We start from the raw sequence: 15,257 nt of genomic DNA, 5'->3' as shown, positions 1-15,257 counted from the left end.
TTCCCCGAAAGATGTTAGGAAAACCTGGAAAAAACCGAATATCGCCGCTGCCGGCGGGGCCTGTCAGAGTTAGGACACCCTAACAATTATATGCCCCGGCATCAGACAATCATGATACTGTGCGGAACCTGAGCAGGAAGGCAGAAGACTACCTCGAAGCGATCCTCAACGTATCTCTCGAGAAAGGCTACGCAAAGACAAGAGACATCGCCGCGGAGCTCTCGGTCCGGCCCCCGACGGTCGTCGAGATGGTCAGGAAGCTCGATGCGATGGGTCTGGTCACGCACCGCCGGTACGAGGGGGTGGTCCTGACGTCCGAAGGCCGGAGCATTGCCGGGGTCATCAAGTACCGGCACGAGACGCTCCGGGCCTTCCTCACGCTCATCCGGGTGCCGGAGGAGGTTGCTTCACGGGATGCCTGTATCATGGAGCACGAACTTTCCCCGGAGACGATCGAACAGATCCGCCATTTTGTCGAGTTCATCGGCACCGATCCGGGCAGTGCGGATCTTCTGCGCCGGTTTGAAGGGTTTTGCAGGTCAAAGCGGGAGCCGACGCACCGGGAGCATTGTGGCCGGGAAACCCTGTGGTATCAGGCGGGGGCGGTTGAAGGAGTACGACCCTCCGCGGCGCCTCCGGGCCGGCCGGCGGCGAGAGACCGTTCTCTCCAGTGAGGCCGGAGCAGTGCCGGAGCACACCCCCGGCCGGTCAGGGTGCGCATCCGTCAGCGCTATCGTAGTGCTGCAGGATCGAGAGGGCGGCGTCCCGGCCGAGCCGGTTATCGACGAAGGTGAGGAAGACCTCGATGTAGTCGGGAGGAACGCAGCCGAGACTCTCGCTCCCGTCCAGTATCAGTCCCACAAGGTAGCGGAGGTCGTCATCGTCGAGCCGTTCCAGGCGGGCGAAGAAGTCCCGGGCGTCCGTCGAGTAATGGTTCGCAAGCGGTGGGAGGATGGACCGGTACGGCCCTCCTGAACCCGAACACATTAGTTCCGTGCATTCGGGAGCGGCCTTCTTCAGGACTGTCGCGTCTCGTTCAGATAGGGTTCGCGCCATAAGACCGTCTCCGTGGGAGCCCGGGGCGGGGCCGTGCCACACTTCACAATTGTTAAGGGTACAAAGGGATAACACTTGTTCATCAGGCTCACATCGTTGACCAGAGAGGTTGTGATACCATCCTGTCCACCAGTCCCGATCAGACCTTCGCCGAACGGATAGTCGAGCTGAAAGAGGAGAAGAGCGCCGTCATTCTCGCCCACAACTACCAGATCCCCGAGGTGCAGGAGGTCGCCGACCTCGTCGGGGACTCGCTCGAACTCGCACGGGCGGCGGCGACGATCGATGCCGACGTCATCGTATTCTGCGGCGTCGACTTCATGGCCGAGACGGCGGCGATACTCTCGCCGGAGAAGACGGTCGTCCTGCCCGCGGCCGATGCCTGCTGCCCGATGGCGGAGATGGTCACCGCCGGCGAGGTCCGGGTGCTCCGCGAGCGGTTCCCGGAGGCCGCTGTCGTCGCCTACGTCAACACCTCAGCCGCGGTCAAAGCGGAGAGCGATATCTGCTGCACCTCCGCAAACGCCGTCGCCGTCGTCGAGTCGCTGGACGCGGAGCAGGTTATCTTCCTCCCCGACCGGAACCTCGGCCGCTACGTCGCCCGGTTCACGAAGAAGGAGATCCTTCCCTGGGAGGGCTACTGCATTGTCCACGACCGGATGACGGCCGACGAGGTGACAGTCGCCCGCCGCGCCCACCCGAACGCCGAGGTGCTCGTCCACCCCGAGTGCCGGCCCGAGGTGATCGACCTCGCCGATCACGTCTTCTCGACCTCGGGGATGGTGCGGCACGCCTGCTCAAGCCCTGGCCGGGAATTCGTCATCGGCACCGAGGTCGGGATCCTTCACCAGCTCGAAAAGAAGTGCCCGGAAAAGGTCTTCTACCCCCTCTCAAACCGGGCAGTCTGCGTCAACATGAAGAAGACCGATCTCGCGAAGGTGCTCGCGGCCCTCGAACAGTGCGAACCACGGGTGACGGTTCCGGAGGATACCGCCGCCCGGGCGCGGACGGCGATCCAGCGGATGCTGGACCTCCCCCGGTAGACCCGACTTCAGAATTCCCTGAGAACGTCCCTCTGGCCGAAGAACCGGTCCCAGTCCCAGGGCTCGTCGAAGATCCGGATCTCGACGTCCCGGACGCCGCTCACGCCGAGCACCCGCTGCCTGACCCGGTCGGTAAGGTAGTCGACGAGCGGGCAGGTGGCAGTGGTCAGGACCATCTCCACGAGCACCGAGGAGTCCTGGACGGTGATCCCCTTGATCAGGCCGAGGTCGACGACATCGATCCCGACCTCCGGGTCGATCACCTCTTTTAGCGCCGCCCGAATACTCTCCTCGAGCACGATCTCCTCTTGCCGCTTCCCGGCAACAAACCCCGACCGCTCCACCGCCCGGAGCCGCTCCTCGATCCGGTTCTGCCGGTCAAGCATGCGGCTGACCACCCGGAGCATCGGGTCGGGGAGGTCGCCGCGGTCGAGCCGCTCCTGGCCCTTCCGGCACTTCGGGCCGGCGAGCCTGCCCGGGACCCCGACGACCGTCGCACCGGGAGGGACGGGGTGGACGACGACCGACCCCGCACCGACCTTTGCCCCGCGGCCGACGGTGATGGGGCCGAGAACGCTCGCCCCCGATCCGATGATGACGCCGTCCTCGATCGTCGGGTGCCGTTTTGTCTGTTCAAGCGCCGTGCCGCCGAGCACCACGCCCATGTAGATCAGGACGTCGTCGCCGACCTCCGCCGTCTCCCCGATGACGACGCCCGACCCGTGGTCGATGAAGACCCGGCGCCCGATCTTCGCACCGGGATGGATCTCGATCCCGGTCAGCGCCCGCGAGATATGAGAGACCAGGCGGGCCGGGAAGTAGAGCCGGCGGCGGTAGAAGGCATGCGCTATCCGGTGCGCCCAGAGCGCGTGGAGGCCCGGGTAGCAGCAGATCACCTCGAGCGTCGACCGGGCCGCCGGGTCTTTGTCAAAGACTGTCTGGATGTCCTCTCTGATGCTCACCGCGTCCCGCCCCCGTTTCAGGCTTCAAAGAGGTCCGTCGAGAGGTATCGCTCGCCGGTGTCCGGGAGGATGACGACGATCACCTTTCCCTCGAACTCCGGCCGGCGGGCGACCTCGCGGGCCGCGTGGACCGCCGCACCCGACGAGATGCCGGCGAGGATCCCTTCTTCTGCGGCGAGCAGGCGTGCCATCGCAAATGCGTCCGCGGAGGTGACCCGGATGACCTCGTCGACGAGATCGGTCCGCAGGACTCGTGGCACGAACCCGGCCCCGATCCCCTGGATCCGGTGCGGGCCGGCCGTTCCGCCGGAGATGACCGGAGATTCGGCAGGCTCGACGGCGATTGCACGGAAGGAGGGCCTCCGTGCCTTGATGGCCTCGGCAACCCCGGTGATCGTCCCGCCCGTCCCGACGCCGGCAACGACAGCATCCACGGTCCCGTCGGTGTCCCGCCAGATCTCTTCAGCGGTTGTTCGGCGGTGGACGGCGGGGTTCTCCGGGTTCTCGAACTGCTGGGGAATGAAATAGACGTTCGGGTTCTCGGCAGCTATCGCGGCTGCACGGTCGACTGCTCCCTTCATCCCTTCGGCCCCGGGCGTGAGGACCACCTCGGCGCCCAGCGCCGCGAGGAGTTTGCGCCGCTCCATGCTCATCGTCTCGGGCATCGTCAGCACGAGCCGGCAGCCGCGGGCGGCGCAGACGAGCGCGAGCGCGATCCCGGTGTTGCCGCTCGTCGCCTCGACGATTGTCGTCCCTTCCCGGATCTTGCCGGCCCGCTCGGCCTCGTCGATCATCGCAACCCCGATCCGGTCTTTCACGCTCCCCATCGGGTTGAACGACTCCACCTTGGCGAGGACCGTCGCCCGGGAGCCTTCCGTCACGCGGTTCAGCCGGACGAGCGGAGTGTTTCCGATCGTCCAGGTGATATCACGATATATTCGTCCCATGGTATCAGCCTCCTTCGGTCATTCACATACTTGAATTGGCAGCATTCCCACATCTCCGGCATCCCTTACCGCCTCTTCGAGCGCACGGACCGTCTCGACCGCAGCGGCGGTGGAGGGGCGTGCCGGGACCGCTCCGCACCCGCCGGCGGGGGCGATCGAGGCGTCGAACGTCCCGATATCGCGGGCGAGCCGGACGACGTCTTCCTTGTCGAACGCGATCAGCGGCCGATAGACCGGGATCGCCGCCGCATCGGTGAGCACCGCCAGGTTATCCAGGGTCTGTGACGCGACCTGGCCCATCGACTCGCCGGTGACGAACCCCTTCGCCCCTACCTGCCGGGCGACTTCGGCGGCGATCCGGTACATACGCCGCTTGCAGAGGAGGCAGGTGTAGCGCTCCTCGCCCCGCTCTTCAAGCATCCGCCGCGCCCGGGCGAGGTACCCGTCACGGACGACCAGAAGTTCGATATCCGGCTGATATCGGCGGAGAGCCTCGACCGTGGCCTTCGCCCGGGCAAAGTTCGTCTCGTTGAGGTAGCCCTCGAGCCCGACATAGAGCGGGACGATCCGGCACCCACGCTTCATCATCAGGTAGGCCGCGACCGGGGAGTCGATCCCGCCGGAGACGAGCGCGACGAGCGTTCCCTCGACGCCGGGGGGGATGCCGCCGGCGGCAGGGATCTTCCGGTCGAAGAGGTAGCAGGTCCCGTCCCGGACCTCGATGAAGATCTCCCGTTCGGGATGATCGAGATCCACGCGGATGTGCGGGTACTCTGACCGGATCAGGTCCCCGAGCCGTTCGGCAAGATCCCGGGAGGTGAAGGGGTGCTTCCCGATGCGCCGGATCCGGAGGGCGAAGGTCGCGGCATCCCCGATGCCGTGGCCTTCACAGAACGTGAGGAGGCCCGCCGGCAGATCGTCGAGCGGCACGACGTCGCAGAGCGAGAACGAGACGATTCCGAAGATCTTCCGGAGCACCTCCGGGTCGACGTCCCCGGCAAGCCAGATCCTCCCGCGCTCCCGCCGGGCTTTTACACCCGGGAGCGCCCGTTCGATCCCGCGGACGAGGGCCCTCTCCCACTCCCGGCGGACGGGCTCCGATTTGAGGAAGACCTCGGAGTAACGCACCAGCCAGACGCGGTCCGGTTCGGTCACGGTCTCCGTCTCCCCTTCCGCCTGAGCCGTTCGACCTCCTCGCCCCCCGGCACCCGGATCAGGAACGTCCCGTAGCAGGGCTTGGTGTAGGGGAGGATGATGAAGGTATCCTCCTCCACCCCGACGGCGATCGGCGGGACCCCGATGAGGTGCGTATCAAAGATCGCATACCCCGGATCGACGTAGTAGACCTCGCGGCAGCGTTTCTCCACCAGGGCGCGGCATTCCGCGAACGAGGCTCCCCGGAGGAGAACCTCAGGGTTCAGCTCGTCGATGCACGCCATCCGAAGACCTCATCGATCCCTTTCTTTAGTTTCCCCGGGTTGTGGACCGCCTTCTCCATGACCTTCTCGCAGGGGAACTCGACCCCTGCTGCGAGTTCTTCGGCGTTCCGGCCGAAGACGATGACCACGAGGCGGGCTTCCGGAAGGAGGTAGCGCATCGTGGCGGCGTACGATATGCCGGCATCGTTATGGGCAAAGACCACACAGAGAGCGGCGTCCCGCTTCTTCTCCGAGACCTCCCCGATGCAGCGGTCGAGATCGATGGTCCTTCCGATATAGTGCCGCCTCCAGTCGGAGACGCGGAGGAGGGCAAGAACCGAGGGGTTCCCGGCACTGAGCACGTCGTAGCTGTCTTCGGCGAGCCGGCCTGCGAGGTAGAGGCCGATCGCCGCCTGCACCGGGACCTCCGGGCACCCGAAGATCAGGAGGGCTGGTTCATCTTTATGTGCCTGAGTTGTCATGCGCATCGTCCTATCAGTGTGCTGATCGCGTCGCTTGAGATGAGCCCGATCACCCGCCGGTCCGCGTCGACGACGGGAAGGGCGGAGATCGATCGCTCCTCCATCCTCCGGGCGGCCTCCGTGACCGGTTCGTCCGGGGCGGCGGTGACGACCGAGCAGGACATGATCTCGTCGAGGCTCCCGTAACCGCAGGCGACCGCTTTCGCGATGTCCCAGGAGGTGACGATCCCGGCGAGATCGCCCTTCCCGGCGAGGACGGGGAGGTGGTTGACGGCGTTCTCGATCATGACCCGGGCGGCGTCGTGGATGGACGCCCGTTCTACGATGGTCGGAATGCCCGTCTCCATGACGTCCCGGACGAGGAGGTGATCGAGGAACGTGCCGATGAGGTAGTTCATCTGCCCGTCCTCGACCAGGAACCCATCGTGGCCGTAATTCGACCGGATCTCACAGTACTGGACGTTGATACCGTTTGCAGCCAGGGCGTTCGCGATCTCCTCGGATTGATAAGGCGGATAGAGCCAGTCCGAGGAGACCGAGACGATCAGGAACGAGGCCTTCACCCCGGCAAACCCGGCGGCAAGCGAGTCGTCCACGGCGAGGTCGAAGTAGTCGAGCGCCCGGGTGATGTAGAGGTAGGAGTTGGCGTCGAACCGCCGGGTGAAGGTCTCGCCCTGGTGGTGGAGGTAACTCTCGACCTGGAACTCGGTGGAAAAGCCGTAGCCGACGCTGCTGCGGCCCTGCAGGTTCCGCCCGAACTTCTCGCGCATCGCCCCGTCGGAGAGGTAGGTGATGTGCCCGATCATCCGGGCGAGCCGCAGGCCCTGCACCGGCGGGCGATCCGCCGGGTAGGCCCCGCCCGCCCACGCGGGATCGGCCATGATCGCCTGCCGCCCGACCTCGTTGAAGGCGATCTGCTGGGCGGTCGAGCGTGCGGTCGTGGCGATGGCGATCACCTTCCGGACCGCCTCCGGGTAGGCGACCGCCCACTGGAGCGCCTGCATGCCCCCCATCGAACCGCCCGCCACCGCGGCGAGGCATTCGATCCCGAGGTGCTCGATCAGCCGTTTCTGCGCCCGGACCATGTCCTGCACGGTGATCACCGGGAAGGTGAGGGCGTAGGGCCGGCCGGTCGCGGGGCTGACGGAGGCGGGCCCGGTCGAACCCTTGCAGCCGCCGATGACGTTTGAGCAGACGATGAAGTAGCGGTCGGTGTCGAAGGCTTTGCCGGGCCCGACGACGCCGTCCCACCATCCCGGCCGGGTCTCGCCGTCGTGGTAGCCTGCCGCGTGGGCGTCGCCGGAGAGGGCGTGGCAGATCAGGATCGCGTTGCTCTTCTCCCGGTTCAGCCGGCCGTAGGTCTCGTAGGCGATCGTCACCGGCGCAAGAACCGCACCGCTCTCGAGGGTGAGGGGTTCGGGGAAGGTGACGTACCTCGTCCTGACGGTACCGACCGATCCGGGCATGTTACGCATCCTGAAGGGCCTGATCGAGGTCTTCGATGATATCTCTGACGTCCTCTATCCCGACGGAGAGGCGTATGAAGTCAGGAGTGACCCCGCAGGTCGCCTGCTCCGCGGGCGTCAGCTGCTGGTGGGTGGTGCTCGCCGGGTGGATGACGAGGCTCTTTGCGTCGCCGATGTTTGCCAGGTGCGAGAAGAGCCGGAGCCGCTCGATCACCTTCTTGCTCGCATCGCACCCCCCTTTCACCCCGAACCCGACCAGGGCGCCGAACCCGCCGGAAAGGTAGTTCCGCGCGAGGGCGTGGGCCGGGTGATCGGGGAGGCCGGGGTAGTTCACCCAGGCGACCTTCGGGTGGTCCCGGAGGAACCGGGCGACCGCCAGGGCGTTCTCCGAGTGCCGCTCCATCCGGAGGTGGAGGGTCTCGAGCCCCAGCAGGAGGAGGAAGGCGTTCATCGGCGAGAGGCACGCGCCCATGTCCCGGAGGACCTCTAGCCGGACCTTATAGGCGAGGGCGACGTTCCCGATGCCCGGGTAGTCGCAAAACGTCTCCCAGTACCGGAGCCCGTGGTAGGAGGGGTCGGGCTCGGTGAAGCCGGGGAACTTTCCGTTGTCCCAGGCGAAGTTGCCGGAGTCGACGATCACCCCGCCGATCGAGGTGCCGTGGCCCCCGACGAACTTGGTGGCCGAGAGGACGACGATGTCGGCGCCGTGGTCGATGGGGCGGACGAGACCGACCGCCGCGGTGTTGTCGACGACGAACGGCACCTCGGCGTCGTGGGCGATCGCCGCGACGCCCTCAAAGTCGGGGACGTCAAGTTTCGGGTTCCCGATCGACTCGGCGTAGACCGCCCGGGTCTTCTCCGTCACCGCCGCCGAAAACGCCTCCGGGTCGGTCGAGTCGACGAAGATGACCTGCCGTCCCAGTTTCGGGAACGTGTAGTTGAAGAGCTCGTAGGTGCCGCCGTAGAGGTTGTCGGCGGCGACGATCTCGTCGCCCGGCCGCGTGACCGCAAGGAGGGCGCTCGAGATCGCCGCCATCCCCGACGCGACCCCCACCGCCGCGGTTCCTCCCTCGATCGCGGCCATCCTCTGCTCGAAGACGTCGGTGGTGGGGTTCATCAGCCGGGTGTAGATGTTCCCGGGCTCTTTGAGAGCAAAGAGGTTCGCCGCGTGTTCCGTGTCGCGGAAGACGTAGGAGGTCGTCTGGTAGATCGGTACGGCCCGGGCTCCCGTCGCCGGATCGGGCGACTGCCCGGCGTGGAGGGCGAGCGTGCCCGGCCGGTAATTGTGCGTGCTCATGTTGATTCTTTCCTGACGTTCAGATCGTATTTTGCGGCGATATCCTGGAAAGCCTCCGTCAGGTAGCGGATCTTCTTCCAGGAGAGGCCGAAGGTGTTCAGTTTCCAGGTCCGGGTGGCGCCGGCGAACTCCCCGGCGATCCCGCGCCCTGAGAGTTCGTCGGAGAGGAAGAATCCCCGCCGCTTGTGGGTCGCGGCGACCGTGTCGAAACTCCCGGTGGTGTCCACTTTCGTGAGGGTGTGCCTCCGCGGGTACTCGGAGAGGACCTTCGTCCCCTCGATGGCGAGGAGGCCGTCGATGAAGTGGTTGGACTTCTTCACCTCTTCGTCCCAGTGGAGGGTCCGCTCCCGGACGGCAGGGAACGAGGCGATCATGGCGATGAGGTTCGCCCCCATCAGGGTGCAGCCGAGCATCTCCACCTCCTTGACCCCGAACTTCCGGTGGGTGAGATCGCCGGTCATCGCCGTGGTCCTGAAGACCCGCGGCGCCCACTCGGCGGTGGCGGCAAGGACCCCGGACGGAGCGGGGGAGGCCATGCTCTTGTGCCCGGAGCCGACGACGAAGTCGGCCCCGATCGCTTTACCGTCGACGGGCATGGTCCCGACCGTGTAGGCCCCGTTGAGGAGGAACGGGACGTCGTACTGGTGAGCGACCTTCGCGATGCCGGCGACGTCGTGGAGGTTCCCGAACTGGTAGTCGACGTGGTCGATCATGGCGAGCGCCGGGTTTTTCCCGGTCTCGCGCCGGACGTCCTCGATCTTTGCGGCGACGGCGTCGGGGGTGACGAGGTTCTCCTTCGAGACCGGGACCTCCTTCACCACGCCTCCCGCCCCTTCGACGGCAAGAAACTCCGTGTAGTGGGCGAGAGCCGAGACGATGACCGGGTCGCCCTTCTCGACGAGGGTGGAGGCGACCGCCTGGAACCCCCGGCGGGCGCCGGGGACGACGCGGACCACATCCATGTTCAGGAATCGGGCCAGGTCCTCGTGGAACGCCGCGATGGGGGGCTTCGTGATCTTGTCGAGGCGGAAGGGTTTCCGGCAGGCGTCGCAGGTGGAGTAGCCGTCACCGTAGGCGATGAGCGCCTTCCGGCCCTCGAGGGTCAGGCGGCCGGCGGCCTGGATCGGCTGGATGTTGATATACGCCTCTTCCCGGTTCCGGATATCGAGGGTGCCCGCGATCTTCGTGACCGCAGGGGCCCCGGTCCCCGCCTCCAGGTCGTCGAGGATGGCACGGACCCGGGCGACACCCTCGCGGAGCGCCTGCTCTTCGCCGGAGTCCGGGCCGGTCGGGAGTGCCTCCCGGAGCACCTCGCGGATATCCTCGAGCGCAAAGAGCGCTTCGAACGTCTTCTGAACCTGTTCTTTCATGGGGATACCTCAAGCCGAGGCCCGGAGTCGAACCGGGATGGAGTTGATCTGCAGTCAACCGCGTAGCCGTTCCGCCACCTCGGCAGGATTCGAAGTTAACAATTGTTAATCGGACCTACAGTAAATAACAATTGTGAATATTTATACCTTCGGATCGTGCCCGCCACCGACCCCCTTCGGGGAGAAGGAACGCCGCAAGAACAGCAGGTGGTTCCCACCTGGCCAGCGGGCTCTGCGGCAAGAACGGCAGCGGGTCCGCGGCAGGTCCGGGTACGCCGACACCATCCGGGGTTGACCGCCGGACCAGGGACGAAATGAGCCGTAATTTCCTCGCCCCCGGAGGGATGTAGGTAAATTCCCGGAAGAAGTCGAGTCACGAAACCGTTGGTGTAAAAGAGCCAGGTTTTTATCCAGTGTAGACATACACCACGCTTATGAGCGAGATGAACGGTCGCTATGAACGTGGGCGCTGGGTCCAGGATCCCGCCCCCATACCGGAGGCAAAACAGGAGCCCGATGTAAAAACAGATTCTATCCAGGGTAGCCATCCACCCACGCTTACGAACGAGATGAACGGTCGCTATGAACGCGGGCGCTGGGTCCAGGGTTCCGTACCGGCACCGGAGGCAAAACCGGAGCCGGCGGCAATACAGGAACCCGAAGTGAAATCAGGGCCGGCGGTAAAACCCGAACCGGAGGTGAAACCCGAACCCGGGGCAACATCAGGGCCGGAGGCACCCACCATCGAGGAGCATATGCACGAGGCATCGCGGTCGGTCCGCAAGGCAGTCAACGACGTGATGAACGCGGGGCACCGCCTGCTCGGGACGCCTGAAGGGCACGAGCAGATCGAGCAGGCGGCACGGAAGGCCGGGGAGGACCTGGAGCGAGCGATCAACGCCTGGGCGGAGTCTGCGCGGCGGGCCCTGCAGAGGCGGTGAGGAGGTAATCCCTGACGCGGGCGACGACCTCGGGGTTCCTCGGCAGCCGGGTGTGGCAGTAATGCTCCGGGTCCCGGGCGAGGAACGTGGGGTCTGCCGGAAGCACATCCATCCGGGCCCCGGGGAGGTATGAGTCGATGTGGGGGACGATCCCGTCGCCGGCATAGGTCGCCCGCCATTTCCCGTCGGGAGCGATCTCCCAGGTCCGGCCGCCGAAGGCCGGGAAGAAGGCCGGGGTCGCGGTGAGGTTCGCGCCGAGGAGGATCCGGTAGTCGATGTCGTCGCGGGTCCCGGCGGCCCGGAGCGCCGCGACGGTCCTGCTCCCCGGCCGGAACTCCTGGACGATGGTGTCGTCGGCGGGGTCGTAACCCTCCGGCACGAAGACCCCGGCAAGGCGCCGGATCACCTCCGGGCCCCGGTCGGGGTCGTTGAAGAGCTCGGCCATGGCCGAGCCGTTGTTCGGCGGGCCGATCCCGACGAGCATCCGGACCTCTTCTTCCCGTGCGCCGCCGTCGAGGACCTCGAGGAGGTAGCGGGCGATGCAGGTCCCCATCGAGTGGCAGACGATGTCGACCGGGCCAACGTAACCGGTCCCCTTCCGCTGTGCGTGGATGAAGTCCTGGAGAGCGAGGGCGATCGGTTCTGTCCCGTCATCCTGCATCGTGGTGTGGTCGAACCTCCAGAAGGGCACCGCGGCATCGGTGAGCACGGGGGCGAGGCGGTTCCAGATCCCGGGATGGCTCCGCCACCCGTGGACCAGAACGGCAGGACATCTCTCGTTCGTCAGAATGGCAGCACGCCCCCCCTCTGCCGGCAGCAGATCATAACCCATAATCGGGCGCTCATCACGATGTAGGTTTCGGCGGGGGCTAGCCGACCACCATCTTGTTCGCCTTCAGGAAGAACCCCGCGGGCATCGGGTGGTCGAGTTCCCAGGTGATGCTCATGGGCCGGCTCCCCTCGTGGGAGACGTAGCGGGCGGTTCCGAGGAAGAGATACGGTTGCGTGATGCCGTCGACGTTGTTGTATTCGCGGACGAAGAGGAGGATCCGGCTCCCCTGCTGTTCGTGCTCGATGTAGCGCCGGCCCGTCGGTGACGACGCGGATGTGGTGCTCTGGGACTGCCAGTGGAAGAGGGTCTCGCTGATCGCATAATCCCGGTACATGGTTGTGGGTGAGTAGTGCTCCTCGGTCTTGTTCAGGGTGACAAAGAACACGTCAGCCTTCTTATCCTTCAAGTATACAACACCCTCCCGGCCGCCCTCTGCCGGCTTCCGGGTCAGGGTGTAGTGGCCAAGCGCTGCAAAAGCCTGGGCCCGGGTGTAGATGGCGTGGAGTTCGAGAGCATTCTCGAAACCGAGGTCGAGAGGTCCTGGAAGAAACTCGAGGTGTGCCTCGTTATACTCCAGGAGATCACAGACCTCATGCCGGATTTCATCATGCCCGAAGATCTCCGGGAAGATATCCCTGATGTCCGCACTCTCGCCACGTTGGGGTTGATCGTTGAGCGAGTAGTAGAAGAGCGCAAGCACGCCCTTTTCGCGGTCCGATAGGACTGCCGGCGAGTAATGAGAGGGACCGGACAGCACCGCCCTGATGAGGCGGAGCGCTTCCGGCGAGTTCAGGGTCGTCAGCCGGATCCCGGCAGCTTTCGGGAAGAGGCGCTCATCAGCGTAGACCTCAGGGTATATGCCTGCCTCTGCAACCAGTGAACAGAAGGTACCCTTCCGGTAGACGTCGAGAGGCTCGAGGCTGTAGCGCTGGAGGAATTTCCGGAAACTGATAGGCTCGCCGATGTCCGCCTCAAATGAGCGAATACTCCGGATAAGCGTTGTCTTATCCGTTCTGTTTGCCTTGATGTTTGCAAGAACCTTATCCCGGGCCACTTTCTCCAGATGGATGTGACAGCCCCTGGGCAGCGAGTATGCGTCCTGAGCGATCTGGTCCACCAGGGTCCTTCCGCCCGACGAGAGGAGCGCCGCAATCCTCTCCCCGAACCGGAAGTTTCTGTTGTGGTTCCCGACGAAGTCGAGGACCGTGAGGCATTCCTTCCCGTCCGAGAGGCGGAGGCCCCGACCGAGTTGCTGGACAAAGACCGTGAGACTCTCGGTGGGGCGCAGGAAGAGGATGGTGTTCACTTCGGGGATATCGACACCCTCGTTGTAGAGGTCGACAACGAAGATGAAGTGGATCTTCCGGGCGACGAGGTCTTTCTGGATGGAGGAACGAAGTTCCCGCGGGCTCCCGGCGTGGAGGCAGGCCGCCGGGATGCCTGCCTCCCGGAACGATGCAGCCATATATTCAGCGTGTTCCACGGAGGCACAGAACCCGAGCCCGATGACTTCGGCAAGGTCGGTCGTGTAGTCCCGCACGGCCCTGGAGATCAGGTCCGCACGCTCCCGGTTCCCGGTGTAGAGCCTGGAGAGCTCGGCGGGATCGTAGCCGCCCCGCCTCCACGGCACACCATCGAGGTCAACGACATCGGTGACGCCGAAGTAGTGGAACGGGGCGAGGAGTTTCCGGTTGATCGCTTCAGGGAGTCGGATCTCGGCGGAGACCCTGCCGTTGAAGTACCCAAGAATGTCAAGGTTGTCCATCCTCTCCGGCGTTGCGGTGAGGCCGAGGAGGACCTTCGGGGTGTAGTGGGTGAGCAGTTTCTGGTATGAAGGGGCAGCGGCATGGTGGAACTCGTCGACAACGATCATATCGTAGTAGTCCGGGGGAGTGAGGTCCGAAAGGTTCCTGCTGTTGAGACTCTGGATCGAGGTGAAGAGATGATCGAACTGCGCAGGTTCGTTCCCGCCGACCAGGAGATCTCCGAAGTTCTGGTCATTTAGAACTCCCCGGAAGACCTGGAGGCTCTGTTTGAGGATCTCTTCACGGTGGGCGACGAAGAGCAATCTCGGGTACTCTCCCGGCCTCCGGATGAGACTTTTGTAGTCGAACGCGGATACAACGGTCTTTCCCGTCCCTGTGGCGGCGACGATGAGGTTCCTGTAGTTCTTGCGCACCTCCCGCTCGACCTTCAGGCGTTCGAGGATCTCTTTCTGGTAGTAATAGGGCTGGATGTCAAAGACCGGGCGGAGATCGAACTCACCCCGCTTCTCCCTGGAGAGGGCATGCCGCAATTGTTCCCGGCTCTCCGGGGTGTATGCGACGAACTCCGGGTCGTTCCAGTAGGTCTCAAACGTCTCCTCAATCTTCCTGATGATATCGTATGAGTCCTGCTCGGTGATCTTGATGTTCCACTCAAGGCCGCTCGTCATCGCAGGGCTCGAGAGGTTTGACGACCCGATATAGGAGGTGGAGAACCCGTTGTTTCTGTGGAAGGTGTAGGTCTTCGCGTGGAGCCGGGTCCTCTCGGTATCATAGGATATCCTGACGGTCGTATTCGGGAGGGCCGCGAGAACCTCGACCGCCTTGATATCAGTCGCCCCGGTATAGGAGGTCGTGATCACCCGGAGACAACCGCCATGCCGGACAAACTCTTTCAAATCATCGAGAATCAGCCGGATCCCGCTCCATTTGATGAACGAGACAAGAAGGTCGATGCGGTCAGCGGACTGGATCTCCTTTCTCATCTCATTCACGAGACCGGGCTCTTTCGGAGACCCGGTAAAGAGGCTGCTCTGCGCGATGGAGGTCTCTGGCCGCGCGGGTGCAATGATGTTGAGCGCTGAGGGGTTGCGTTCCGCAAGGGCGAGCAGGATCTCCGCGTCGGGCGTGATCGCACACCGTTCAAGCGTCTCATCGTGCAGTTCCGCGGCCAGGTGACCGATGAGGCGGTTGCAGATCCGGACCTGCTCCGCCAGCGGGAGATGCCGTTCATCGGCGGAGAGAAGAGCACCCCTGAGAATCTTTGCGATGTGTCGTGCGAGGACGTTCTGGGGGTCGAAGCGTGCGAGGGGATCTTTAAGAACCCTCCCTTCCCTTTCGGGGCCGGAGAGTTTTGATGCGAGATATTGGCTGATGACCTGTTCGTAGATCCCCGGAAGCAGTTCCATACTTCCCATTTGGGAGAGGGATTAAAAATGACTCTGATATGCTCCAACCTCATCGCGGCAGGGTGATGGGGGGTCCGGGCACCCTCCTACCGGGTCCGGTTCAGGAAGAACCCCGCCGGTTACCGCACCTCAACACTGTGCCGGTACGTCCTGCCGACGTCCCCGTCCAGTGTGAGGCTGACCCATTTTGTCTCTCCCGTGGGGATGAAGACCTGCACCGAGACCTCATCGCGTGTAAATCCCTTCTCCTCGTCGATCAGTCTCGCGGTCA

Annotated in this window: 14 protein-coding genes and 1 tRNA gene; 3 read left to right on the top strand and 12 right to left on the bottom strand. The window is 64.5% G+C overall.

The genetic code is table 11. From position 1 onward, the window contains the following. Positions 1 to 119: 119 nt before the first annotated feature. The gene (locus PLN84_RS04090; RefSeq protein ID WP_292382657.1) at positions 120 to 674 is read left to right on the top strand and encodes a metal-dependent transcriptional regulator; all 555 of its coding nucleotides are present in this window, start codon (positions 120 to 122) and stop codon (positions 672 to 674) included. Positions 675 to 708: 34 nt separating this feature from the next. Here the strand turns inward: PLN84_RS04090 and PLN84_RS04085 are convergent, their stop codons facing one another. After that, complete coding sequence (locus tag PLN84_RS04085; protein WP_292382659.1) at positions 709 to 1,056, bottom strand: hypothetical protein; 348 nt, start codon at positions 1,054 to 1,056, stop codon at positions 709 to 711. A gap of 92 nt (positions 1,057 to 1,148) precedes the next feature. On the opposite strand from PLN84_RS04085, the gene nadA reads away from it, so the two are divergent. Beyond that, entirely contained in the window at positions 1,149 to 2,099 is a 951-nt protein-coding gene (gene nadA, locus PLN84_RS04080) for a quinolinate synthase NadA (RefSeq protein ID WP_348531930.1), read from the top strand. 8 nt (positions 2,100 to 2,107) lie between these two features. Here nadA and cysE read toward each other — a convergent pair whose 3' ends face one another. The 9 genes from cysE to PLN84_RS04035 all read right to left on the bottom strand — a co-directional run bounded on the left by cysE (position 2,108) and on the right by PLN84_RS04035 (position 10,125). Continuing rightward, complete coding sequence (gene cysE, locus PLN84_RS04075; protein WP_292382661.1) at positions 2,108 to 3,061, bottom strand: serine O-acetyltransferase; 954 nt, start codon at positions 3,059 to 3,061, stop codon at positions 2,108 to 2,110. 17 nt (positions 3,062 to 3,078) lie between these two features. Beyond that, positions 3,079 to 4,008, bottom strand: a complete 930-nt coding sequence (gene cysK / locus PLN84_RS04070; RefSeq protein ID WP_292382663.1) for a cysteine synthase A — start codon at positions 4,006 to 4,008, stop codon at positions 3,079 to 3,081. Positions 4,009 to 4,026: 18 nt separating this feature from the next. After that, complete coding sequence (gene thiI, locus PLN84_RS04065) at positions 4,027 to 5,163, bottom strand: tRNA uracil 4-sulfurtransferase ThiI (RefSeq protein WP_292382664.1); 1,137 nt, start codon at positions 5,161 to 5,163, stop codon at positions 4,027 to 4,029. Continuing rightward, positions 5,160 to 5,447 (bottom strand): DUF1894 domain-containing protein, encoded by a 288-nt coding sequence (locus tag PLN84_RS04060; protein WP_292382666.1) that lies wholly within the window; start codon positions 5,445 to 5,447, stop codon positions 5,160 to 5,162. Before PLN84_RS04060 ends, thiI begins: the two co-directional genes overlap by 4 nt. Continuing rightward, entirely contained in the window at positions 5,426 to 5,908 is a 483-nt protein-coding gene (locus PLN84_RS04055) for a DUF1890 domain-containing protein (protein WP_292558733.1), read from the bottom strand. The genes PLN84_RS04060 and PLN84_RS04055 overlap by 22 nt, the downstream gene beginning before the upstream one ends. Continuing rightward, positions 5,905 to 7,374 carry a homoserine O-acetyltransferase gene (locus PLN84_RS04050; RefSeq protein ID WP_348531927.1) on the bottom strand — a complete coding sequence of 490 codons (1,470 nt, stop codon included), beginning with the start codon at positions 7,372 to 7,374 and terminating at the stop codon, positions 5,905 to 5,907. The genes PLN84_RS04055 and PLN84_RS04050 overlap by 4 nt, the downstream gene beginning before the upstream one ends. Position 7,375: 1 nt before the next feature. Further along, positions 7,376 to 8,671: an O-acetylhomoserine aminocarboxypropyltransferase/cysteine synthase family protein gene (locus tag PLN84_RS04045; protein ID WP_348531926.1), complete on the bottom strand. Its 1,296-nt coding sequence runs from the start codon at positions 8,669 to 8,671 to the stop codon at positions 7,376 to 7,378. Beyond that, positions 8,668 to 10,041 (bottom strand): O-phospho-L-seryl-tRNA:Cys-tRNA synthase, encoded by a 1,374-nt coding sequence (pscS, locus tag PLN84_RS04040; protein WP_348531925.1) that lies wholly within the window; start codon positions 10,039 to 10,041, stop codon positions 8,668 to 8,670. Before pscS ends, PLN84_RS04045 begins: the two co-directional genes overlap by 4 nt. 12 nt (positions 10,042 to 10,053) lie before the next feature. Beyond that, a tRNA-Cys gene (locus PLN84_RS04035) sits at positions 10,054 to 10,125 on the bottom strand. Between the two features lie 350 nt (positions 10,126 to 10,475). On the opposite strand from PLN84_RS04035, the gene PLN84_RS04030 reads away from it, so the two are divergent. Beyond that, the gene (locus tag PLN84_RS04030) at positions 10,476 to 10,982 is read left to right on the top strand and encodes a hypothetical protein (protein WP_292559801.1); all 507 of its coding nucleotides are present in this window, start codon (positions 10,476 to 10,478) and stop codon (positions 10,980 to 10,982) included. On the opposite strand, the gene PLN84_RS04025 is transcribed toward PLN84_RS04030, so the two are convergent. After that, positions 10,936 to 11,814 carry an alpha/beta fold hydrolase gene (locus PLN84_RS04025; protein ID WP_292382675.1) on the bottom strand — a complete coding sequence of 293 codons (879 nt, stop codon included), beginning with the start codon at positions 11,812 to 11,814 and terminating at the stop codon, positions 10,936 to 10,938. The genes PLN84_RS04030 and PLN84_RS04025 overlap by 47 nt on opposite strands. 37 nt (positions 11,815 to 11,851) lie before the next feature. Further along, positions 11,852 to 14,986: a DEAD/DEAH box helicase gene (locus PLN84_RS04020; protein WP_292382677.1), complete on the bottom strand. Its 3,135-nt coding sequence runs from the start codon at positions 14,984 to 14,986 to the stop codon at positions 11,852 to 11,854. Positions 14,987 to 15,257 lie beyond the last annotated feature (271 nt).

The sequence above is a fragment of the Methanoculleus sp. genome (assembly GCF_035363275.1).
Classification (GTDB): Archaea; Halobacteriota; Methanomicrobia; order Methanomicrobiales; family Methanoculleaceae; genus Methanoculleus.
This window is presented reverse-complemented; position numbering and strand designations above follow the sequence as displayed.